Origin of the sequence: Exiguobacterium sp. KJ 601 (genome assembly GCF_027161185.1) — a bacterium.
Classification (GTDB): Bacteria; Bacillota; Bacilli; order Exiguobacteriales; family Exiguobacteriaceae; genus Exiguobacterium; species Exiguobacterium profundum.
The window spans coordinates 1307960-1329527 of sequence record NZ_JADHZG010000001.1; the positions used below are offsets into that span (position 1 = coordinate 1307960).

The 21568-nt window shown below is 45.1% G+C and carries 26 protein-coding genes; 5 read left to right on the forward strand and 21 right to left on the reverse strand.

Annotation, left to right across the window (positions count from 1 at the left end):
• Nucleotides 1–73: 73 nt before the first annotated feature.
• Nucleotides 74–775: a CPBP family intramembrane glutamic endopeptidase gene (locus tag IRJ25_RS06710; protein ID WP_264092510.1), complete on the forward strand. Its 702-nt coding sequence runs from the start codon at nucleotides 74–76 to the stop codon at nucleotides 773–775.
• 5 nt (nucleotides 776–780) lie between these two features.
• Here the strand turns inward: IRJ25_RS06710 and IRJ25_RS06715 are convergent, their stop codons facing one another.
• Both IRJ25_RS06715 and IRJ25_RS06720 read right to left on the reverse strand, forming a co-directional pair.
• Nucleotides 781–1515 (reverse strand): MerR family transcriptional regulator, encoded by a 735-nt coding sequence (locus tag IRJ25_RS06715; protein ID WP_264092509.1) that lies wholly within the window; start codon nucleotides 1513–1515, stop codon nucleotides 781–783.
• Between the two features lie 111 nt (nucleotides 1516–1626).
• Nucleotides 1627–2172, reverse strand: coding sequence for a short-chain dehydrogenase (locus tag IRJ25_RS06720; RefSeq protein ID WP_269317977.1), 546 nt, complete (start codon nucleotides 2170–2172; stop codon nucleotides 1627–1629).
• 217 nt (nucleotides 2173–2389) lie between these two features.
• Here IRJ25_RS06720 and IRJ25_RS06725 point away from each other — a divergent pair, with 217 nt between their 5' ends.
• Complete coding sequence (locus IRJ25_RS06725) at nucleotides 2390–3199, forward strand: diguanylate cyclase domain-containing protein (protein WP_214816955.1); 810 nt, start codon at nucleotides 2390–2392, stop codon at nucleotides 3197–3199.
• A 21-nt stretch (nucleotides 3200–3220) separates the two neighbouring features.
• Here the strand turns inward: IRJ25_RS06725 and IRJ25_RS06730 are convergent, their stop codons facing one another.
• From IRJ25_RS06730 to IRJ25_RS06765, 8 genes are all read right to left on the reverse strand, one after another.
• Nucleotides 3221–3910: a glyoxalase gene (locus IRJ25_RS06730; RefSeq protein WP_269317978.1), complete on the reverse strand. Its 690-nt coding sequence runs from the start codon at nucleotides 3908–3910 to the stop codon at nucleotides 3221–3223.
• Between the two features lie 41 nt (nucleotides 3911–3951).
• Nucleotides 3952–4695: a hypothetical protein gene (locus tag IRJ25_RS06735; RefSeq protein ID WP_214781053.1), complete on the reverse strand. Its 744-nt coding sequence runs from the start codon at nucleotides 4693–4695 to the stop codon at nucleotides 3952–3954.
• A gap of 14 nt (nucleotides 4696–4709) precedes the next feature.
• Nucleotides 4710–4910, reverse strand: a complete 201-nt coding sequence (locus IRJ25_RS06740; protein WP_269317979.1) for a DUF2199 domain-containing protein — start codon at nucleotides 4908–4910, stop codon at nucleotides 4710–4712.
• Nucleotides 4856–5047 (reverse strand): DUF2199 domain-containing protein, encoded by a 192-nt coding sequence (locus tag IRJ25_RS06745; protein WP_331283391.1) that lies wholly within the window; start codon nucleotides 5045–5047, stop codon nucleotides 4856–4858. Before IRJ25_RS06745 ends, IRJ25_RS06740 begins: the two co-directional genes overlap by 55 nt.
• Before the next feature lie 284 nt (nucleotides 5048–5331).
• Nucleotides 5332–5970, reverse strand: a complete 639-nt coding sequence (locus IRJ25_RS06750; RefSeq protein WP_269317980.1) for a hypothetical protein — start codon at nucleotides 5968–5970, stop codon at nucleotides 5332–5334.
• A gap of 122 nt (nucleotides 5971–6092) precedes the next feature.
• Nucleotides 6093–7010, reverse strand: coding sequence for an NAD(P)-dependent alcohol dehydrogenase (locus IRJ25_RS06755; RefSeq protein ID WP_269317981.1), 918 nt, complete (start codon nucleotides 7008–7010; stop codon nucleotides 6093–6095).
• 99 nt (nucleotides 7011–7109) lie between these two features.
• On the reverse strand, nucleotides 7110–8153 hold the full coding sequence (locus tag IRJ25_RS06760; RefSeq protein ID WP_074037056.1) for an ABC transporter permease: 1044 nt from the start codon (nucleotides 8151–8153) through the stop codon (nucleotides 7110–7112).
• The gene (locus tag IRJ25_RS06765) at nucleotides 8153–9013 is read right to left on the reverse strand and encodes an ABC transporter permease subunit (RefSeq protein ID WP_269317982.1); all 861 of its coding nucleotides are present in this window, start codon (nucleotides 9011–9013) and stop codon (nucleotides 8153–8155) included. Before IRJ25_RS06765 ends, IRJ25_RS06760 begins: the two co-directional genes overlap by 1 nt.
• A gap of 210 nt (nucleotides 9014–9223) precedes the next feature.
• Here IRJ25_RS06765 and IRJ25_RS06770 point away from each other — a divergent pair, with 210 nt between their 5' ends.
• Nucleotides 9224–9523 carry a hypothetical protein gene (locus tag IRJ25_RS06770; RefSeq protein ID WP_269317983.1) on the forward strand — a complete coding sequence of 100 codons (300 nt, stop codon included), beginning with the start codon at nucleotides 9224–9226 and terminating at the stop codon, nucleotides 9521–9523.
• A 306-nt stretch (nucleotides 9524–9829) separates the two neighbouring features.
• Here IRJ25_RS06770 and IRJ25_RS06775 read toward each other — a convergent pair whose 3' ends face one another.
• The 4 genes from IRJ25_RS06775 to IRJ25_RS06790 form a co-directional block, all read right to left on the reverse strand.
• A complete protein-coding gene (locus IRJ25_RS06775; protein ID WP_269317984.1) occupies nucleotides 9830–10249 on the reverse strand; it encodes a hypothetical protein in 420 nt (139 codons plus the stop codon).
• Nucleotides 10250–10334: 85 nt separating this feature from the next.
• Nucleotides 10335–11099, reverse strand: a complete 765-nt coding sequence (locus IRJ25_RS06780; RefSeq protein WP_074037060.1) for a DUF817 domain-containing protein — start codon at nucleotides 11097–11099, stop codon at nucleotides 10335–10337.
• Nucleotides 11100–11107: 8 nt separating this feature from the next.
• Entirely contained in the window at nucleotides 11108–11968 is an 861-nt protein-coding gene (locus IRJ25_RS06785) for a metal-dependent hydrolase (protein WP_269317985.1), read from the reverse strand.
• A 200-nt stretch (nucleotides 11969–12168) separates the two neighbouring features.
• A complete protein-coding gene (locus IRJ25_RS06790) occupies nucleotides 12169–13176 on the reverse strand; it encodes a helix-turn-helix transcriptional regulator (protein WP_214781035.1) in 1008 nt (335 codons plus the stop codon).
• Between the two features lie 116 nt (nucleotides 13177–13292).
• On the opposite strand from IRJ25_RS06790, the gene IRJ25_RS06795 reads away from it, so the two are divergent.
• The gene (locus tag IRJ25_RS06795; RefSeq protein ID WP_269317986.1) at nucleotides 13293–14138 is read left to right on the forward strand and encodes an alpha/beta fold hydrolase; all 846 of its coding nucleotides are present in this window, start codon (nucleotides 13293–13295) and stop codon (nucleotides 14136–14138) included.
• Between the two features lie 24 nt (nucleotides 14139–14162).
• Here IRJ25_RS06795 and IRJ25_RS06800 read toward each other — a convergent pair whose 3' ends face one another.
• From IRJ25_RS06800 to IRJ25_RS06830, 7 genes are all read right to left on the reverse strand, one after another.
• Nucleotides 14163–14576, reverse strand: a complete 414-nt coding sequence (locus IRJ25_RS06800) for a hypothetical protein (RefSeq protein ID WP_269317987.1) — start codon at nucleotides 14574–14576, stop codon at nucleotides 14163–14165.
• A gap of 100 nt (nucleotides 14577–14676) precedes the next feature.
• The gene (locus IRJ25_RS06805; RefSeq protein WP_269317988.1) at nucleotides 14677–16095 is read right to left on the reverse strand and encodes a glycoside hydrolase family 32 protein; all 1419 of its coding nucleotides are present in this window, start codon (nucleotides 16093–16095) and stop codon (nucleotides 14677–14679) included.
• Nucleotides 16096–16114: 19 nt separating this feature from the next.
• On the reverse strand, nucleotides 16115–17545 hold the full coding sequence (locus tag IRJ25_RS06810; RefSeq protein WP_214781026.1) for a sucrose-specific PTS transporter subunit IIBC: 1431 nt from the start codon (nucleotides 17543–17545) through the stop codon (nucleotides 16115–16117).
• 2 nt (nucleotides 17546–17547) lie between these two features.
• Complete coding sequence (locus tag IRJ25_RS06815) at nucleotides 17548–18486, reverse strand: carbohydrate kinase family protein (protein ID WP_269317989.1); 939 nt, start codon at nucleotides 18484–18486, stop codon at nucleotides 17548–17550.
• Between the two features lie 107 nt (nucleotides 18487–18593).
• The gene (locus IRJ25_RS06820; RefSeq protein ID WP_214690948.1) at nucleotides 18594–19583 is read right to left on the reverse strand and encodes a LacI family DNA-binding transcriptional regulator; all 990 of its coding nucleotides are present in this window, start codon (nucleotides 19581–19583) and stop codon (nucleotides 18594–18596) included.
• A gap of 47 nt (nucleotides 19584–19630) precedes the next feature.
• The gene (locus IRJ25_RS06825) at nucleotides 19631–20107 is read right to left on the reverse strand and encodes an N-acetyltransferase (protein WP_159562258.1); all 477 of its coding nucleotides are present in this window, start codon (nucleotides 20105–20107) and stop codon (nucleotides 19631–19633) included.
• An 87-nt stretch (nucleotides 20108–20194) separates the two neighbouring features.
• Entirely contained in the window at nucleotides 20195–21058 is an 864-nt protein-coding gene (locus IRJ25_RS06830) for a cation diffusion facilitator family transporter (RefSeq protein ID WP_159562257.1), read from the reverse strand.
• Nucleotides 21059–21239: 181 nt separating this feature from the next.
• Here IRJ25_RS06830 and IRJ25_RS06835 point away from each other — a divergent pair, with 181 nt between their 5' ends.
• Nucleotides 21240–21551 carry a hypothetical protein gene (locus IRJ25_RS06835; RefSeq protein ID WP_012726238.1) on the forward strand — a complete coding sequence of 104 codons (312 nt, stop codon included), beginning with the start codon at nucleotides 21240–21242 and terminating at the stop codon, nucleotides 21549–21551.
• The last annotated feature ends 17 nt before the right edge of the window (nucleotides 21552–21568 follow it).

Below are 21568 nucleotides of genomic sequence, written 5' to 3' on the forward strand. Positions count from 1 at the left end.
TCAATTTTCTGCTTGCAGGTGACGTTACGTCACCCGATATGATGGGTCTACAACTACATAAGGAGGAAATACGATGTTGAATCAAATGCAAAAGAAAACAACTCCCATTTGGACATGGAATCAGTTCGCAATTACGATGGTTCTTCTATTCGGAGTGACGCCCCTACTTATCGAGCGACAATTACACAACTTTCTAGAACAGTCATGGGGAAACACCCTCTATTCAGGAACAAGTATCGGCCTGTTATTAGCCATAATGTTTATGACTGTCCTCTATCTCGTCGCAATACGTCCTCAAACCCTATCGCTGGAAACGTTAGGACTTCGCCGTTTTCCATTGAAAGATTCGGGCATCATCTTTCTATGGACAATTGTGCTAATTGTACTCAGTATTATCATCGTCATAGTCCAATCATATTTCGGTATCGGTACGTCGAATACAAAAACAGAGAGTTTACAAAGTGACTTGTCGATTATCTCCATACTGATTGCGTTTGGATCGGCGGCTATCGTTTCACCGATCTATGAAGAAATCTTTTATCGTGGGTTCTTGTACCGCTTCTTTCAAGAACGGTTTGGGGTTGGGATCGGGATGATCGTAAGTGCTGGAATATTCACTCTCGCTCATTTACCGACGACAAACACGTTACTCGTCAATTTTGTATCGGGACTAGTGTTCGCTTGGGTATATGAACGGACTAACTCTATCTATTCCAGCATGCTCATCCATGGCACCTTTAATGGGCTAGCCGTTCTATTGACTGCATTGGCATGAGGGAATCAGTCTGCTATTTCTTGATATAGTGAATCAATATAGGCAAGAATCGATGCATCGATTGGATACAGTCCTAATTCATTCGATGCGTCAGTTGATTTTCGAATCTTCCAAAATGATTCAATCAATTGTTGATTGTCTCCAAATGTCTCGTCTGTTAACCAAGTCAAATCTTCTTTAAGAATTTGGGCTTCTTTTGAGGAAGGGGCGACCCCACGTTCGATTAGAATTTCGGTTCTCCGAATCAAGTTGATCCACTTTTTCGTATCATGCTCACCGTCTTCTAATTTAGGTAAACTTGATTGCAATGAATCAGACTCTTCTTCCGTAAAATAGTCCGTCCATTGTTTCCGGTCATTTGATTTAGCTTGAATAGTTTGTAGTTTCGTCCAATCGATTTTTTCATTTTCAAGCTTCATGGATTGAAGGAGCGTGACCGTATAGTTCTGCGCCTGCTTCAATTCCTCTATCTTTTCTTCTAACGAGGACAGATGAGCGGACAAGATGCTTGTAAGGGATTCTTCATCTAAGATTCTCCGAATCTCATCGAGCGGGACGGTCATCGATTTTAAAAGCATGATTTTTTGAAGTCGAAACATTTCGTCATCACTATAAAATCGTTTCTGCACATCGTTCGTATACGAGGGGGTGACCAAATTGATTTGGTCATAGTATCGAAGCGTACGCACAGACACGTTCAGTTTTCTCGCGACCTCTCCCGTTGAATAGTGTCTGGTCAATTTTTGACCCTCCTAACTACATATGACGTGTATGTATGAATATCTTTTGAACTGATGAATCCCTTCATCCTAATCTGAAAATGAAATTCGTGGTACATCCCCATCCATTCACTAATCATTTCTCGAGTGAACATCTACGTCATCCTTTCGTGTCCCAATCAATCGATAGTCGTCTTGATTCTGAATGGCATCGAGAACCTCTTCTACAATCTCGTCGTGTGTCAACCAACGGACAGATGCCATCTCATGAATTTCACCTAATTGAACTTGTCGATACGTTTGTTGTTCATTGAAACATAGACACCTCTTCTCATATTCCGAATTCGCCCGGCTACCTAAAATATGTATCACCTCTGCAGTCTCCGAATGTTCCAAACTGATTTGCATCGCTTTCCCTGAGCCGCGATGCACCCAGGCGATAACTCGATCAAACGGACTGTTTTGTTGAACTGCATGCTGCAGTGCGCTTGAAAGTGCTTCTTCCTCGCGATAATCAACAATCAGTGGATGACATGTTTCAGGATTTCGTTGTACGATGCTTGCCATTTTTTTTTTATCTCGTCCAATGATTGTGACATCCTGTTCAATTGCTAAATAAGATGTAGGTTCGGCCAACATCCCTGTCCCTCCGACAATCAAAATATGTTTTAGATTCATACCACCACCTCATTTTCCATTATACACCAATCATTCATTCTTCTTTTCCTATAGATGTGTTCGGAAATATTCACGTCTTTTCAAAAATATACCTTTCATAATCGAGTGAATCACTTATAATGAATCAAGTGTTCAAATCGGTTTGAACAATCACTATTTTGGAAAATGGATAATAGTGTAACGATTTCAATTTATTTCTTTTAAGAGGAGGATACCTATGAGACATTGGACAACGAGTTCACTACAACTGATTGCACTCATTGTTGTATCGTTGGCATGTAGTATTCTATTTTCCTCTCTGCTGATCATGAATCATCTACCTGTTTGGTGGATGATCTGTATTCCGATTCTTTATCTTTCAACGTTGCTCATTTATCGCGGGTCTGGTGTACTCATTCTGTTAGGATTCGCTGCTTACTTTTTAATCACGATGCCTGTGTATGAGACTGCCGCTACTGCGCAACTATACATTTTATTACTATTAGCGATTTTGACGGGGTTGTCTTACTGGCTCCAAGTCAAGCTGTTTCATGCCCAGTTTGCACTAAAGGTTGCGGAAGCGAGAGTCAGTCAGTTGATTGCGGTCGACCCGGAGACCGGTTTTGATAACCGAGATCGTTTTTTGATGGATATAGAGGCTGAACGGAATCGGTTGATTCGCCACGGGGAAACGTTTGTGGTGTCATTCATCACATTACCGATTCTTGATGATTTTGAAAAACGGTATGGTTCATCCGAGTATGAATGGTTCTTGAACTACTTTAGTGATGAACTTCACGAAGCGACTCGACGAACAGACAAGAAATATCGAGTTGCGCAAGACACATTCGCTATGATTTTCCCTCAAACGTCAATCGAAAATGCACAAATTGTACATGAACGAATCAGACCACTACTCCTAGAGTATTCACGTCAGAGCGGAGATTCGCTCACAGTTGAATGCTCAGACAAATCGTTTGAAGTGAACTTAGAGAACGCATCCATTCGATTAGAAGAAATTCATCGGTATATAGAATCTAAAGACTAAAAAATGAGTTCATTCGTGAACTCATTTTTTGATGGAGTGAATATGAAATTCGAGTTTCTCATCCATTTCGACGATGTATTGTTGATCAAGTACCATCTGAATCGGGCTCGGAATCGACAATTTTGGTGAAAAGAGCCAAACGCGCCCTTGAGGTACAAGCAGCATGTATGTATTGTGATTTGGAGGACCCATGAAATTTAAATGACGGGGGTCAATTGAGTTCCCATCTCGCCGTCTAACTCCAATTGTCTCAAGCGCCTTCGCGACGAGAGACGGGTCTTCTACCGTCAAACTCATCTCGCCGATTCCAAGAAACTCATTTGACGAAAAGGACTCGATGTTACTTTCTGGATTAATCGAATGTCGAGCAATCAACTCGACGACATTCTCGTCCGTATCGTAAAAATAAAGCGATGATGCATCGATTCCTTCAAAATAGATTTCGTCCTCCCCGTCTTCAGTCAAAAGCGGGACACGTGACATCAGCCATTCTTTCGCTTCTTTGAATCGATTAGCCGGAATATTGATAGCGAAATGGTATTGTCGCTCTTGCTCCGTTTTAGCCTCTTGAAATACCAACGCATCTTCACCTAGATTGATTCGAAAACTGGTCAGGTCTTCTTCACTGACTGACAATCCAAGTCGTTCCGTATAGAAACGTTTCATTTCGTCAAGTCGGTTCGTGTAGAGTGTGGCTTCTGTGATTCTCATGATATCTTCCCTCTCATTCCTTATCACTATTCTTGATTCTTTCATTTGATTATTCGCTTGTACTTTTTATATTCTGTCCAACTCATATCCATCCCTAACAGCTCGTTACAAACATCCCTCTGCCAAGTGTGTGGATTGAAACCAATCACTGGCTTTGACTTTTCACCTGAATCATCAAAAGTCAGAACCAATTGAGCCACACCTTTTTCCATATAGGTTTTAGCCAATCTCTGATTAAACCGGCTGTAATGCTCACCTAAAGAAAAGGTTGGCTGCACTGCCCACGGACATCGCTCGATTGCCATTTGAAGATACTCGCGCTCTTTATGTCGTAGCACTTTTGACATGCTTAGACAAATCAATGCAGAAATTTCAGGTGTTGCTGCTTCGATCAATCGATTCGCCACCTCAATGACTTCCTCGTCCATCTCGAAATCATTCCATCCTATATCATATAACGCCAAGGCAAAATAGAAGGGTTTATCTGGATGGTATGAAAAAGCTGTTCGGCTAAACGCGTTCACTCGATCATAATCTTCAATCCGATCCAACCGTTCATAACCAATAAGCAGATCCCAGCGATATGAATCGGTCGGATCAAGTAGCACATAGTCAATTAACAGCTGCTCGATGTCCGGAGTGTCGCGCATGAAGTGTCCAAGTTCTTTGAATCGTTTGTCGTGAACAAGTAACTCGATTCGCTCCAACATCTTCTGCTGAATCGAAGTGAGCACTTGATTTCCTGTGTACAAATCGAAAATCAAAGATGACTTCAATTGACTCACCCTGATCTCCTCCTTTATCCATTACGTTCAACGAGTCGGAATATATCATCGACCCGCAACCTGGTGATACCATTACGTTGCTCCATTGCAAGAGGATGATTCGTTGGTAAGAGTTCAATCAATGGACGTATTCCGACTGCACGCATATGTACATTTGTCTTTAGATTGATGGTATCTGGATAGATAGGAAGTTCCGTCGATAGCCAGCCGAACATCGAATCGAGGTCAATACGCGTTGGTTCATCCCATAAATCGATGACTTTGAAAAGTTATTCGGACTGAGTGATACCCAGACATTCCAGATGAAAGGATCGTCTTCTCCAATGATTGGAATTTCGAGGCATCCGCTGATAAAGAAATGAGCTTCATCGAGGACGCATAATCATCTGTCAAGACGACGCGTTTCTTCATCTCCCGTTTCGACAGCCCTTCTAATATTGCTGGCATGATTGATCCAAAACCGACTTTACTTTCGGTTCTCGTGCCACATGTTGAGCAGTTGTAATCACTGTTGTGCTTTCGTTTGAAAAGATATCTCATAAGTACTCGCTTTCTAGTTCAAATTCAAATTGTGGTATGTGAAATAAATATACATTCTACACGCATTTCATTTTAATTTAAGGATGTCACAGTTTATTAGACGAATATTGTAACTCTTGAAACAGTCTCTAGCACTCGCGTTCTCGTATCATTTTTCGATAGAAACACCTCTTCCCCCTTTTCATCGAAGCAATATGCGATCGGAATGGAGATTCCACAATTTCGATACGACCCATCTGCATGACTCGTTCCGATGATCATCGCTTTTCGTTCCATCGCAATTTTTCTCGCTTCTTCCGACCACTCCATGAATTGCTCCTCACTAAACATCCCGACTCCGATTGGATTGAATATGATCGACAGATGCTCATGCGTTTTCAAGCCCTCACACCCCATAAAAATCTCCCTGCAAAGTAAATAACCGTATTCTTCCGCTCCATCCGTGACACTTGATGGCATGAACAAGAGCTCATTCTCTGGTGTTTTCCGTCGCGTTAACAACGTGTCACCTTGCTTGTTTATGATGAGGACCCGATCTTTATTCGTGTCATCTCGATACCCTAAAACAATCGATGTGTTGAATTTGATCGCTAAGTCACTTAGCCCATCTAATTCTCTATATGTACAATATCCCTCTGGATAGAGAATCAAGTCCACCGTCGGGTTCGACTCAATCTCTCGCTTCAGTTGCTCGAGATTTCGCTCTATCTTCGGTTGCCCAATCAATATATTCATGACTATTCGCCCGCTCTCATGATTTGTCTAGTTGGTGAATCCATTCATATGTAAGTGAGGTTGTCGACCAAACCCCACGATAAAGCAAGAATTTGATACTTCTCTTTATACTATCATTTAATTTATTCTGCATTAATGCTCACCATCACATTTCCAACCTTTTTCCCTTGGTCCACATATCGGTGCGCTTCGACAATCTTATCGAGTGGATATACCGTATCAATGACGGGTTGCAATGCTCCTGACTCAAACAATTCGTTCAAAAATATCAAATCCTCTTTACGTTCACTGGCTGGTCCTTGCCCCGCGACAGAACTGAAGGCCCCGTTATCGCTCACATGGGCTTTCGCTAATCGTTTATCGATTTTCCCTGAGGCATCAAAGACCACATCATACGTATTTAATTCAAGATCGTACCCCTCTTTCGTGTAATCGACGACCACATCAGCCCCAAGTCGCTTCACAAGTTCAACGTTTCGCTCGTGGCAAACTGCTGTGACATGCACGCCGTAATGCTTCGCAATCTGTACGGCAGTCGAACCGACAGCACCTGTGCCACCATAAATGAGAACGTTGTTCGCCCGGTCGATATGTGCCTTCCGTAAAAAATGTAGTGCAGTCGTCCCACCAAATGGTAGCGCCGCTGCCTCGATAAAGCTGGCATGCGCGGGCATCTGAAACACACATTTCGATTCGTTCACACATGCAAACTCCGCATAACCACCAAAACGCATCCCAGTGAGGGCATAGACGTTGTCTCCGACCTGAAAGTTTTTCACACTGTTTCCTGTTTCTACGACGGTACCTGCCAACACGACACCGAGAATCGGTTGACGTGGCGCCTTAAACCCAACAACTAATCGAATCGGTAGTTTTCCTAATGCTGGAACGTCTAGTGCGCGGAGGCGTCGGTCTCCCGAGTGGACGGCCGATGCATGGACTTGAATCAGTAACTCATTGCTTTTCGGCTTCGGTTGATGCACTTCTTGAATGACGAGTACTTCCGGTGGCCCATACGTGGTACAAATCGCAGCTTTCATATCGATTCACTCCATTCATGAATTGTCACCTCAATCTGTTATACACGTTCCTTCAAACAAGACCGTTCAGTCCATTCGACATAGAAAAACCGGATCATATCATACGATATCATCCGGTTCCTTCCTTAATGACACAGTCGAATCAACAAGGGTGAACGGATTCGAAAGGGAAGCAGCTGCCGCTTCCGATTGTGCTAGACTTGCCTCGGTCACCACCGGTTCTTGACGTCTGAGCTTAAATGCTCGCTCGAGACGGCTCGTCAACAAGTTGAAAATAAAGATGAGCGCAGCAAGTGACATGGCCGGGACGAGAAATAGATGATTCGTCATCCATGTCATCGCAGTGAACTGTCTGAAATAATACCCGAACATCGAAGACCATTCATAAACGGTCGGCATGATCCCTTCATGTAACATGACCGTTCCTCCGAAGAAAATCCCAAACAGTGAGAGATGAATGAGCAACATGAGCGTCTGAACAAACTGTTGCATGAAGACGATCACGAGGGTTGGGACGAGATGCGGGAAAAGGTGCAATCTCACACGATGCCAGACACTGCCACCAAGCGTCTGAGCCACGATCATGAACTCTTGTTGAAGCAATTGTCGAATCTCTGTGATGAGATATAACGTGACGGCAGGTAATCCGAGAACGACTAAGACGATTAGTTCAATCTTTACTCGATCCCATAATGGAGGCACCTGTGTCGAATCATAGAAGGTCAGTGTTCCTACCAACATCATCAATGCGATCAATGATATCGGTAGAATCAAAAAGCCGTCCAATAGCGTTTTAAAGAATTGATTTAAGCGAGCTCCCCTGAAAGCAAGAGGGATGCCAATCAATAGACCGATGACCATCCGTCCGAATGCGACGAGCGCACAGATGCCAACGGTCCACTTAAATCCTTCCACGAGCATTTGGAATAAATCATATCCAGCATTGTCCGTCCCGAGCCATTGATATTTTGACGGTTCTAATGGTGGTATTCCAATGAGTCTCCCTTCATCAGAGTAGAGCATGAGGGTTTGATCAACATTCCCATCACGAAACACGGTATTTCCAAAACTCATCAACAATAGCCCCGCTACGATAACAAAGCAGAAGATGAAAATCGGGTCACGTATTAATACTCGGCGCATCAAATCCCTCCTTTCCATGCATTCGGAATAATCCATTCAATCAGTAAATCCAATAGAAAAATCGGGATATAGATGACGAATAAGATAACCAGTAAGATTTCCATCTGCGGGTTGTAGACGGCGAATCGAAATAACCCTTGAACGTTAAATAAGTATTCGACAATCAAAAGTGTCGATAAGATGGTAATGATGTTCGAACGGAAAAAGAGGTAAAACCGATAGATGATATTTGGTAATAAGTGTTTCCAAAACAGTCCACTCGGTCGAATCCCTTTCGCTTGTACGAGTTCGAGATACGGAATGGCTTCTTGTTCATGAATATGAATTGTCAACCATTTGATAAAGAAGAATAATGTCGTCAGCGTCAATGTGACGATTGGGAGAAACCGTATATACTCTGCGAATCCTCCGGCAACTTCAATGCGATCGAACCCTGTCGATTTATGGATTGTAATCGCAAGAAATTGAGAAAAAATTAACCAGAATAAATCTGGTACCATCTCGAGCGTCTGACTCGTTTGGTGTAAAACGGTACGAACGCGTCTCCCGCTCCGATAGTAGAAGTACGCATACATTAATCCTAGCGAGGTCGATACCGCGAGTGCCGTGGTAAAAATGATGACCGATTCTTTGACGAGCGGTCCAAGTGCCGGCAAGAGTGGCAAGTAACGTTGCGCGGTGATGTTGTAATATGTAATGTCCTCTAGTTTCTGTAATTGGTCCATCTGTTGTTGAATGCCGTTCCAATAATTCGTCAGACTAAAATCCGTCTGAACGACGAGCGACGGTAGCGCACTAATCGCAATCAAGATGAAAAATGCGATTATCAGATGAACTGATTTCCGAGCAATATTCGTCATAGTTCTATCTCCTTTTGAATGCAAATCTCTCAATCAAAAGTGTGAAAGGATGTCCGGTTGATTGTTCATTTTCTAAAGGGAATAATATCCAAAGACACTTTCCACTGATTCTAGCATATTTATTATGTAAATAGAAACAATTTTCTGAAATTTATCTGGGTTAATTTGTATGATACAATGTATAGATAGAAATATTTAGGGGGTTAAAGGATGTGGTTTATTTTTGGATTGGCGGCGATCGGGGCGACGCTCATCAATTTGACCGTATTTATGATGGAGAAGGACTATAAGCTACCGATGGCGATTGCCCTATCATTAGTTGCTCTCACGTTATGCGCCGAATATAGCTTGCTCAACATGTGGGTCGAAGCTAAGGACTGGGGTGCCATAACAGATGTCGTACCCGGTATGTCGCGTGCGCTATGGTTCTTGACGGTTGCGGCAATCTTTTTGAATATCCTTCCGATCTTTTTAGAGAGAAAACGAAACAAGATGAAGGAATCGAAATGATCGGTATGGCGTTCAAGAAATTCCGGTCATTTAGTGAATGACAATGAATCATAAACTTATTGCGATTCTCGCTAATCCATTTGGTGTTTTCATTTTTGTCGTAATTTCACTGTCTTTGATATGGCAGGCCATACTCCGTCTCTTATCGTCTCAGCACATCTTGTTCATAACCAATTTAGTCGGAGGACTGGGTTTTATCGTCATGATGTTGCTTTTATGGCATACGTACAGGAGTCAATCATAGTAAAACGTGTTCGAAGCTATAAAATTAGCTTTGAACACGTTTTGTTTTTGAGTTTCACGCAATCAATCATCTGAACGAGTTGAATATAATAGCTCACCGTCAAGTGATCGCAACTCATAATCGATTCCTGATTGCATCTGCTTTGTCATTATTGCGCGACACGTAAACACATATCCTGGACCATATGCAACGTCCGGAATTTCCTTGAAGCCGTATGACCGCTCTCCGAACCATAGCGTCACGTTCGATGAGCCCTTCGATGATCCGACGACATAACATTCTCCCGTCTCGACGATGTGATTCGTCGTCATGCGGTCGTACGTTTCCATGCCTGCCATTCCAAGTACAAGAAACGAACAAAACATTGCGAGACAAGCTTGTCCTAGTTTGACTCGATTCCGAGTCTTTCGCCACTCTCTCCAATAGATGACAAGAGATCCTAGACACAATAATCCAATCAACCAAGTAAGTACAATTTCCAACAACCGAATCACCTCGTTTTACAATACGACTTTCTTCAAAAAAGGATTCGTGTCCCCTCACAAAAAAACTCGACACATGTCGAGTTTAAGGTAATTCATACTCCAATTTTCGCTTTTGCCAAGCGACAAGGAGGATACTGATGATGACGAGTAGGAACCAGGACGACAGTTTTCCTAAATCAACGATGGCCCAACCGTTCAATTGGTCCGGATACGCCCAGCCGTTGTAGAACGTGACAATATTTTCAGCGAGCCAGATAAAGCAGGCAATCAAGAAGAATGACAGGACGACCGGCATCTCAAATCGTCGATCGTCGAGTTTATACGAGACAACCGAGCGACCGAACGCCAAAAAGATGAATGCGATCAACAGCCACCGTAGGTCTAACCAAACATGGTGCCAAAAAAAGTTGAAGTAAATGGCGATGCCAAGTCCGAAGGCGATGATTGGGTGCGGCATCTTCGTAAATCGTAAATCGAGACGACGCCATGCCTGGACGACGTAACTACCAACGCTCGCATACATAAATCCGGCATAGAGCGGGACGCCCCACACTTTTGTGAACGCCTCATCCGGATAACTCCATGACCCCATCTGCACCTTGAATAATTCAAGTCCAAGACCGATGACATGGAACCAGCTGATGACCTTCACTTCTTCCATCGTTTCGAGCCCCGTCTTCACAAGGACGACTTGAACGAACAAACACCAGATGAGTAAAACGTCATATCGTGGGAGTGGTAACTCTACAAACTTTGTGACGGCAAGCGCTCCGAAGATGGCGACCGGAAAGATACAACTAAGTGCCTGTTCGTAAGCGAAGATAAAGAGATAACGTATACGTCCCATCCGTTGTCCTACCTTTCGATGTATTCATATAAAAATGAGGATTCGCCATCATAAAACCGCGGGTCAAAGACGCCGAGCCGTTCTTCGTTTGCTACGATGACGACGAACGGCGACCATTTGGTCAATGTGCGCGCCTCATGATTCGCTTCAAACAATGGTTCAAGACTCGCCTTTTCGGCACTCGTCAATTCGTATTGCAAGGTCGCTTCTTGATATATCGAATCTTGAAAGAGCGATACGTCCTCGTCAGTCTTCGTAATGACCGTGAACTGAGTCGGGATAAATGAAGCCGAGAGCGCCACTTCGTCATATTCCTTTGAATAAGACTGATATAAATAGGCGCCCTGCGCACTTTGAAGCGCGACATAAAGAACGAGGGCAGCCCATGCATACCGATACGTCTTATAACGGACTTCTTTTTTACGTGCGACGAGCCAGGCGACCAAGAAGATTCCCCAATAGACAAAATCGACAATCGGGATCACACCGAATGTGATCCTCACGTCCGAGATCGGTTCGAAATACCCTGTCCCCCATGCATTGAACAAATCGGATGTATTGTGTACGAAGACAGACAATAATGCCCACCAAAAATAGCGGATGTCCGTCACTCGAAAGAGAAGGCGAACCAGTATGTAGATGAGCAGTGCAAAGAGCGGAACGAGGAAGATCGAGTGAGTGATGCCGCGATGCCACATCTGATACATGCCTTCCGTGTCCCACAGCCGTGAAATTACATCACTGTCAGGGATTTGGCTCCCGACGAGTGTCGTGACGAATAAGGCTCGTTTTTCATGTTGTTGTAACTCACGCTTATCGGCTGCACCATATAACGTCAAACCGAATAACGTATGTGTAATCGTATCCACGTTCTACCTCCATAGCGAAAGAGACATCTCCCAATCCTGGACGATGTCTCTTCCTATTAGTTCTCTTTATCCATTTTCATGGCGCGTCTTGCGACGATCGTTACGAAAATGACAGCGACAATCGGAATGATCAATGGCATCCAATTCAACATCCGCCTGTCCCCCTTCATCTAGTGTCGCAAGCAGTATAGCACATCTGCTTACTCGATGGAGGAATGAATGCTTGTATGTTCATAAGTAATTGCCATCTTCTCAATCGTTGCTTTCATATGATCACGAAGCGTGAGTGGTTCAACCACTTCTACTTGTGAACCCAAAGATAGCAACCAGTAAATAAATCCGTCAGAAACGGCCGCATCGAAACGGATGAGGAATCGTTCTCCATGTTCAGAAACAGAAACGTCTTCCCCTAACTTGTCAAAGATGACCGGGAGAACGCGTTCGTCGACGGACAAAACGATTTGTTCATCAGATCCGTTATACATATTGAATGATTTTTGATAGTAATCATCAGGTAAATGATGCTTCGGACGAATGGTGCCATCTTCCACAATCTCCGAATTGACGATGCGGTCAACCCGGTAGTTCCGCACTTCTCCGATTGATTCGTCGATCCCGATCAAGTAGTACTGCTCGTGATTCCAATGCAAATCGATTGGATTAACGACGTATCGCTCTCCGTCACGGCGGAGCGGGAACGTTCGTTTCGTCACATCAAATCCGACGACGTCTGTATATTGGAACGAGATAGCTTTTCGTTCATGAATGGCCCGTTGGATACGATCGATATGGTAAGGAATGTGTCCGTGTTTTTTCTTCGGCGTCTTGATGATCGATTGTAGCGTCTTCGCTTCAGGGATACTCGTCAGCATTTGAAGTTTCTCTACAATTTCCTCGGTCACGTCTTCCGAGATAAATTTCGCTGCGACAATCGCATCGACCATCATCCGGAGTTCATGAATCTCAAATAAGCGGGCCGAATGCCAATACTTTTTAGCGAGACCATTCTTCTCCAATTCATCCTGCACTTCAAACCCCGAATTATTCAGTGCCTGGATATCGTCTTTCACCGATTTTTTTGCTAACTTAGAAGTATCTCCTATCGTTGACAAGTACTCGAGCAAATCTTCTAGTGTCTTTGGATTCGCTTCGTCCGTGTAACGTTCGAAGAAACGTCGAACTTCAAGTAACCGCTCTCGGTTATTCACGGTTCTATCCCCTTTCGTCTCTCTGTCTAAATTATGTATAAACAGACATTATCATTTTATTTCCACGAAATAAAGGTATTTTCCATTACAAAACGTTTAAGGAGGCGCCATCTAAGTTGAAATATTATGCACACGTCGACGGCTCAAAAATCGAATATATAGACCGCGGTCACGGTCCCGTCATCGTACTGATCCATGGGACCCAGTCATCGAGTTTAGAACCATACCATGTGGACCAACTCGTTTTATCCGGTTTCCGGGTCATTGTCCCATCTAGACCCGGATATGGAGAAACACCATACTCTTTTTCAGCATCTCCTCAATTGTTTGCATCCCGACTCTCTCACTTGATGCAAATGCTAGATATTGATCGATATCATGTCTATGGCATCTCTGCCGGAGGACCGACCGCGATCGAGCTCGCTTCACAGAATCAGTGTGTCCTTAGTTTGACCCTCGCTGCCGCCGTGACGAGTGTCGTTGATTTCCCGTATCGGGACACGGTCAGCCAAAATGTCGTCCAACCCGCATTTATCGCACTTCAATACATCATGAAACAGTTTATTGCTCGTGCCATTCATAAACATCCATTCGAAGCGACGGCCCGTATGATTCAATCGACGAGCGTGTTGGCACTCGAGACGATTCGAGAAGAGGTGTCTCCTTATGATATTTTCCTCCTGAAACGCGTCGCGAATCAGATGGCGTTTGGACTTGGCGCACAGTTCGATTTGAAACAACGTGTCTCGAGTGAGGTGTTACTCGGTGTGTCGTGCCCAACCTATATCATTCACTCGAAAAACGACAAAGCAGTTCCTGTTCGACATGCCCATTACGCGAAGCGCTTGATCCCACATGCGCAGCTTACGATTCTGAACAGTCCCGGTCACTTGATTTGGGTCGGACGGCAAGCAAGAAAATCAGAGCGACAAATCGAACGATTTATCCGTTTTAACTCCTAAAGCATCTCAAAAAGAGGTGCTTTTTTACGCCTCTAATCCGAGGGCATCAATCAATTGATTCGTTGTATGTTCCGGGATTCTCCAGATAACGTCTGTTCGTTCAAATTCTGTGATCACACTTGGATGGTCCGGTTGTCCGAGCCAAAGCTGATAGCGCTCTTGCTCTCCACCTTTAAATTGTACGATGAGGTCAAAATCGGGTGCTACTTCGATTTCGATGTCTTCGATTACTTCTGAACTTCGTAGCATTTCCGCGAACACTCTCACTTGATCCAACGAGTGGAACTCTAGTGCTATTTTTTCATTAAACGAACCCAGTCCTACCGATTCTGCCACCACCACACGTTCAACTTCTTCATTCTCAATTTCTCCCACTGGATCCCCGAATGGTGCGGTAATCGTTCGAATCGCATCAACCCACTTCATCATTTTTTCCATTCTTTCACCTCTTTCTTCTCTATCTCAATACGTAGATCCAATCAAAACGGTTTCAAAATATGGAAATAAATAAAGCCGAGCGTTCGCTCAGCTTTTTCACTCATTCATACTTCCAACCGACTACACTTGCATTGTCCCCGACATAGCGAACTCGTTTCTCTTCATCGTTTGGGAAAACGCGAAGCGTGGCCACAGCGTCACCATCGTTGACGAAACACTCGACACTCGATGAGTCGACATACAGCCGAAGGGATGTGACGTTGATCACCTTGGTCCGAGTCGTCCCGAACTCGGTTGCGAACGGTTCACCTGCATTCGTCCGGTCGATGGTCAATTCGGATGTTTCTTTCTCGTATCGAATCACAAGCGACTCATCTTCTGTCTTCAACAGTTCAAGTTTGAAGTCTTCCCCAGAAGTCGACAGTTCCAATTCATAACGTTCAGGAGTGACCATGTCGATCAGCGTACTCGATTCTTTAATAAACTGGTCTTGTCGTAGTTGCTTCATTTCTGGGACAGGTCGTTGTTTCAATACACCATCTTCCACTGATAGTTCACGTGGCAGTGTTAACGCATGTGCCCAGCCGTACCGGTCTGTCGGATATTCGATTTCCGGTAGGCCCATCCAACCGACTAGAATACGACGCCCGTCATGCTCCGTCGATTGCGGTGCATAAAAGTCAAACCCGAAGTCGAGCTCTTCAAACGACTCATGTTTGAAGACGAGTGTCTCCAAATCAAGCGTGCCTGTGACATATCCAGATTGGTAGATGTTGTGGTAGCGGTGACCTTCCGGCTCAATCCCTTGCGGAGAAAAAATGAGCACGTGTTTTCCTTCAATTTCAAAGACGTCAGGACACTCCCACATGTAACCAAATGGGGTGAGCCCCGTCTTCACTTCACCTAAAAATGTCCAATCATTTAAGTCAGTTGAACGATATAAGACGACACAACCTGTCTCATCAGTGCGCTGCGCTCCGACAATCGCATAATATGTGCCATCTGCTTCCCATACCTTTGGATCTCGGAAGTGTTCCGTATAGCCTGCCGGGATATCCGGGATGGCCACGTTACGGCGCTCGATCATCCCTTCACGCAGTACACCGATGATTTGCGAGGCGTGACGCGTCCAATCGTCCGTACGATGATTCCCTGTATACATCACGTGAAGGGTGTCGTCCACAACGAAACCACTTCCTGAATAGGCACCATGGGAATCTTCTTTCGTTTCAGGGACTAACGCCACCCCGCGGTCGGTCCAATGGACAAGATCTTTCGAACTGACATGATACCAATGTTTGAGACCGTGAACTGGCCCGAGCGGGAACCATTGATAGAATAGATGGTACTCTCCATCGTAATATGCGAAGCCGTTCGGGTCATTGAGGAGGCCCGTCGGCGGCTGGATGTGGTACCCAAACCGCCACGGGGATGCGGCCGTCTTTGCACGGAGCACCTCCATCTCGAGGGCGCTCACGTCACGGAGTGAACGATAACGTTCGGCCTTCGTCCAATTCATAGTGTCACTTCCTTTTTCGTTACGCGGCTTGTTTGACCGCTTCTTTTTTTGCTTGTCGTTTCGCAAGGATGAATGTCAATCCGAATGTCACGGCAAAGGCGATGACCATACCAATGATATACGAGATGATCGAACCCGGTGCGATTGAGATAATTCCTGGTAATCCGGCAGCACCGAGCGCTACTGCCAATACGTCGTTTCCAACGATGAATGCAGACGCAACGGCTGAACCAACGATGGCTGCGATGAATGGATAACGAAGTTTTAAGTTGACCCCGAACATGGCAGGCTCTGTGATCCCAAGTAATGCAGAGATTCCTGATGCTGAGGCGACACCTTTCATCTTCTTATCAGCAGTCAAGAAGAAGACGGCAAGGGTAGCTGCCCCTTGTGCGACGTTTGACATTGCAGCGATTGGGAAGATGAACGATCCCCCTGTTTCAGCGATATCGGCGAGAAGCTGTGTCTCAATTGCGATGAAGCTATGGTGCATCCCCGTGATAACGATTGGAGCGTAGAGAAGACCCATGATCAAGCCACCGACGAACCCGAGTGAATCGTACGTCCATACTAATCCATCAATGATCAAGTTCCCTGCTTCGCGTGTGATTGGACCCACGAAGGCGAACGTGATGAATGCTGTGAAGAGAAGTGAAAGCAATGGCGTGAGCAAAATATCAAGTGATGCCGGCATGAACTTCCGAATGTTGATTTCAAGTTTCGATAAAATGTACGTCGAGACGAGGACTGGTAAGACTTGTCCTTGGTATCCTAACTTCTCAATCTCGAGTCCGAAAATGTTCCAAACCGGAATCTCTTCAACACTTGCCTGAGCGTATGCATTGATCAAGTCCGGGTGAACCATGATCATCCCGAGCGCTGCACCTAGGTACGGGTTACCACCGAACCGTTTGGCTGCGGAGAACCCTATGAGTACAGGAAGGAAGACGAAGGCGGCGTTTGCGAACGTATTGATCATCGCTGCGAGGTCGGCCATGCCTGGATACTGGTCAATCAACGAACGACCATCAAAGAACAAATCCGGTGCCGTCAATAAGTTGTTGATCCCCATCAAGAGACCACCGGCGACGATGGCCGGGATGATTGGAACGAAGATATCCGATAACATTTTGACGAACTGTTGGAGCGGGTTCATTTTTTTCGCTCCGGCTGACTTCACGTCTGTCGTCGACATGTCTCCAAGACCAGTCAATTGTGAAAATTCCGCATAGACCTTGTTGACCGTACCTTGTCCGATGATGATTTGGTATTGTCCGCCTGTAGAGAATGTTCCCTTAACCACATCAAGTTGTTCGAGTGCTTTCTCATCGACCTTCGACTCATCGTTCAATACGAGTCGAAGGCGAGTCGCACAGTGCGCGGCTGCCGCAACGTTCTCTTTACCGCCGATTGCCTCTAATATCGATGCTGCTTCTTTTTTGTAATCCATCTTCATTTCCCTCCTAACGTTTCATTCACAAGTTGTCGTGATGGAATTGCTGGAATTGCGCCATAAGCTGTACATGTCAATGCACCCGTTACGTTCGCATATTCAATGTCGGAACGTAAGCGCTCCGGGTCAAACCCGAGTGTTGACAACCGATATAAGTAAGCTCCGACGAACGCATCTCCCGCTCCCGTCGAATCGATACTGTCGATTGAGATTGAAGGAACGATTTCATGATGCGTGCTTGTCGCAATCAACGTCCCACGAGACCCTAGTGTAATGGCAATCTGTTTTGCACCTAATTCAAGCAGTGCACGAACAGCGTCTTCTAGTTGTTCTTCTCCGGTTAACAAGTGCGCTTCTTCTTCACTTAGTTTGACGAAGTCTGCTTCTGCGATGAAATGTCTCGCGTCTTGTTTAAACTGTTCGAGGTCAGTGATCAGTGCATCACGATAGTTTGGGTCAAATGAAATGAACAAACCGTCTCGTTTTGCAAATTGCAATAATTTGAAGTACGCATCTTTCAGTTTTCCTTCAAGTAGTGCTGTCGCTGAACCAAAATGAATGATGTCTCTTGACTCGATCACCGATAAGTCGATCGACTCGAAGGCATACTCCCCGTCACTTCCGCGACGGAATGTGAAGTCCCGCTCTCCGTCCTCTTGAATCGATACGAATGCGAATGTCGTATCTCCAGACTCCACAAGGTTTTCTGTTCGGACGCCGTTCTCGACCAACGTCTGTTTCAAGAAGAGACCAAACGGGTCATCTCCAACCTGTCCGAGGAAACTGGATTGTCCCCCGTGCTTACTGACGACTGCCGCGACATTCGCAGGTGCGCCTCCCGCTTTCTTGACGAACGTCGTCCCGTTCACGAGATCGCTAGACGCATCCTCGCATACCCAGTCAATCAACAATTCGCCGATACAATGTACGGTGTTCATATCGTCCACCTCCAAAAATCATATGAGTTCTTTATACGATTGGTACCGGTTCCATTTTAGAATAAAAAATGTTGCGGAACCGGTTCCGCAACACAAATGTAAACGATTTAATTCAACTTGTCAACGCTCTCGCGCACTTTTAATTCAAAAATTGTGAACGTTTTCATTGGGACGTGTTCACCGTGTAAGAGCTGTAGCATCATGTCGGCAGCTTTCGCACCAGTTCGGCGATAAGGAAGGTGTACCGTCGTGATGGATGGATGCAGGACTTCCGTGAAATCATATCCTCCAAATCCACTGACAGAGACATCTCTCGGGACAGAGACCCCTTGATTCGCTAATCCTTTCAAGACGCCTAACGCAATGTTGTCGGTCGCACAAACAATCAACGAAACAGTGCCGACATCATTCGCCAACTGTTCACCGATTGGAATGGCGTCCTCAATCTTAAACGTCGTTTGAATGACTTTGACATTTGCCTCCGATTCTTGAAACGCCTTCAAAAATCCGTCACGGCGTGCTTGACCGACCGCGATATCCGATTCATACACCCCGACATAGACCACGTTTCGATGACCCCACTCCGTGAACTGTTTACCGAGCGCATAGGCCGCATCATAGTCAGGATAGACGAGACTATGGACATTGTCATGTTGCTGACCAATCAACAAGACCGGGATTTGAATCGCCTCAATCGCCTCAAGATGACGTTCCGTGACCGTCGTTCCAAGCCAGATGATTCCGGCGACTTTTTGTTTGGCTAAATTGTATAGCTGTTCGATTTCTCGTTCCGTCTGTTGTGCTGTATTGACGACGAGCATTTGATATCCTCGTTCCGTGAGCTGTTCATCAATCCCCATCATCGTCCGTGAGGCGGCATACGAATCGAGCCGTGGAACGATGACCCCAATCATCTTCGTCTGTTTCGACTTGAGACTTTGAGCGAACTGATTCGGCTCATAGTTCGTATCTCGAATGACCCGGTCGAGTTTTTCCCTTGTTGCCTTTCCAACCGATCCACCGTTCAGATAGCGTGAGACCGTACTTTTGGCGACACCAGCGAGCTCCGCAATGTCTTTAATGGTGACTTGCTTCATCCTTACCCCTCCATATGAAAAAAGCTGACGTGCGAGACGCCGTCAGCTTAATGGTTTACCACATATCGTTTCTTAAAATTTAAATAATACAAACCGTTCCGCTTTTCGAACCCGTTCTGAATAAGAACATGATGCATCTCTTGTTGATGTGGGCTCGTCGGTGGGATGCCAGCCCGGACTGTTTGTCCATCCATCAATTTTGAGTCCAGTAAGGCAAGACGCAAACCTTCCGTCGCATATCCTTTGTTTTTGTACGCATCGAACACCATCAGGTCGAGTTGGTATACGCGGGCAAGCTTGAGTAACAAGACTTTACCGACCAGTTTGTCATCGACCATCAAGTCGTAATAGAAGTCTTCTCCATAACTATGCTCTTCTGCGTGATAAAGTTGCTCCGCCCCCATTTCCTCGAGGATCCCTTTCAACTCTTCAGCAGAAACGCCATATGCACTTTCTCCATATTTTTGAAAGTGTTCATATTCAATCTCATCAATCTGGCGAATAGGTTGACGCACGATGTTCATCCCGTGCCCTCCTTAACTAGTAGTTCAATATCTGTCTGCGCTTATTATAAACGAATCCCTTCATGAAGCGCAAAAGATAACCGAACATCAAACCGGTTCGATATGAATATGCACCGAATCGACCGCATGCTCTTCATCTAGTTTCCGTTCGATATCGTCACACAATTCATGGGCCGCGTCCACAGTCAAATCGCCATCGACTGCAATCGTCACATCGAGCATCACGTGATTCCCAAGATGACGCCCTTTGATTTCCCGAACTTCTTTCACACGCTCAAATTGTTCAATTGTTTCCTCATAGGACTCGACGAGATGTGGAGGGAATCCGTCAGAAAGCTGATGGGTGGCATCTAAAAAGATTTGAATCGCTGTCCGGATGATCATGCCGGCAATCACAATTGCTAAGACCGTGTCCATCCAAGGCAGTTGAAAATAAGCGAATAGCACACCAAGCGTGGCTCCGACTGAAATCATCGCATCGGCCAAGTTGTCTTTCGCCGCCGCTTTAAGTGCCAATGACTTTGTTTTTCTCGCGAGGTTCAAGTTGAACCGATACACCCCGAACATGACGAGCGCACTGACGAAGGCGACGACCGCTGCCAACGGGTTCGGTTCGGTATACTCGCCCCCAATTAAGTTCGATAGACTGTTTAAGAAGACGAAAATACCGACCGCAATCATGATTAATGAAGCGATGAGAGCAGAGATTGTCTCCATTTTCGCATGACCATATTTATGCTCGGCATCCCGTGGCAATGCAGCCACCCGAATGCCAATATAGACCGCGACCGATGCAATGATATCCGTCGTATTGTTGAATCCATCGGCTAGGACCGCTTCAGATTCATATAAGTACCCGAAGAATACTTTTAGTATAGATAAGATCAAATATGCCGTAATCGACACAATCGCTCCTTTGAGCGCTTTTGGTGGATGATTTGTCGTTTCCATCCGCCCACCTCCTTATTAGCTCAGTTAGTATAGCAGGTGACATTCGTGTGGGGATAGAGAAACAATGTTTCTTACAGCCAAAATAAATGGAATATATTCCCGGTAGTTTCGTTTAACTAATTTTATGGTAAAGTAAACAGGAAGAGACCTTAGGGTTAAACCGCAAAAAGAGGTGAAACAGATGTTTACAGAACGTGATGGGATTAAATTACGATTGGAACAAATTGACAGATTGTTAATCGATTTGAATCGCGAGGCAAAGCAATTGATGGCACGTCTCCGCGAATTAGATGCTTCTGGCGAAAATCCGCACGAAGTATCTCTGAAACCTGAAGAACGTGATACGTTGAAGTCGTCAATCGATGAAACGCTTGAAGCGCTTCAAAGCCGTTCAAAACGTCCGATGAACGTGAACGATGAGAAGAAGAAAGAACTCGCTTCTCATAAAGCACTTATCGATGAATTATCAGACTTACTCAGTAAGAAAAAATGAGACGCAACTGCGTCTCA

Coding starts and splice junctions, on each gene's coding strand:
- IRJ25_RS06800 (WP_269317987.1), bottom strand. CDS start 14,576: ATGGAAAAAATGATGAAGTGGGTTGATGCGATTCGAACGATTACCGCA.
- IRJ25_RS06805 (WP_269317988.1), bottom strand. CDS start 16,095: ATGAATTGGACGAAGGCCGAACGTTATCGTTCACTCCGTGACGTGAGC.
- IRJ25_RS06725 (WP_214816955.1), top strand. CDS start 2,390: ATGAGACATTGGACAACGAGTTCACTACAACTGATTGCACTCATTGTT.
- IRJ25_RS06780 (WP_074037060.1), bottom strand. CDS start 11,099: ATGGGACGTATACGTTATCTCTTTATCTTCGCTTACGAACAGGCACTT.
- IRJ25_RS06740 (WP_269317979.1), bottom strand. CDS start 4,910: ATGTTCGGCTGGCTATCGACGGAACTTCCTATCTATCCAGATACCATC.
- IRJ25_RS06810 (WP_214781026.1), bottom strand. CDS start 17,545: ATGGATTACAAAAAAGAAGCAGCATCGATATTAGAGGCAATCGGCGGT.
- IRJ25_RS06710 (WP_264092510.1), top strand. CDS start 74: ATGTTGAATCAAATGCAAAAGAAAACAACTCCCATTTGGACATGGAAT.
- IRJ25_RS06770 (WP_269317983.1), top strand. CDS start 9,224: ATGTGGTTTATTTTTGGATTGGCGGCGATCGGGGCGACGCTCATCAAT.
- IRJ25_RS06750 (WP_269317980.1), bottom strand. CDS start 5,970: ATGAATATATTGATTGGGCAACCGAAGATAGAGCGAAATCTCGAGCAA.
- IRJ25_RS06760 (WP_074037056.1), bottom strand. CDS start 8,153: ATGCGCCGAGTATTAATACGTGACCCGATTTTCATCTTCTGCTTTGTT.
- IRJ25_RS06720 (WP_269317977.1), bottom strand. CDS start 2,172: ATGAATCTAAAACATATTTTGATTGTCGGAGGGACAGGGATGTTGGCC.
- IRJ25_RS06825 (WP_159562258.1), bottom strand. CDS start 20,107: ATGAACATCGTGCGTCAACCTATTCGCCAGATTGATGAGATTGAATAT.
- IRJ25_RS06765 (WP_269317982.1), bottom strand. CDS start 9,013: ATGACGAATATTGCTCGGAAATCAGTTCATCTGATAATCGCATTTTTC.
- IRJ25_RS06820 (WP_214690948.1), bottom strand. CDS start 19,583: ATGAAGCAAGTCACCATTAAAGACATTGCGGAGCTCGCTGGTGTCGCC.
- IRJ25_RS06755 (WP_269317981.1), bottom strand. CDS start 7,010: ATGAAAGCTGCGATTTGTACCACGTATGGGCCACCGGAAGTACTCGTC.
- IRJ25_RS06815 (WP_269317989.1), bottom strand. CDS start 18,486: ATGAACACCGTACATTGTATCGGCGAATTGTTGATTGACTGGGTATGC.
- IRJ25_RS06835 (WP_012726238.1), top strand. CDS start 21,240: ATGTTTACAGAACGTGATGGGATTAAATTACGATTGGAACAAATTGAC.
- IRJ25_RS06830 (WP_159562257.1), bottom strand. CDS start 21,058: ATGGAAACGACAAATCATCCACCAAAAGCGCTCAAAGGAGCGATTGTG.
- IRJ25_RS06730 (WP_269317978.1), bottom strand. CDS start 3,910: ATGAGAATCACAGAAGCCACACTCTACACGAACCGACTTGACGAAATG.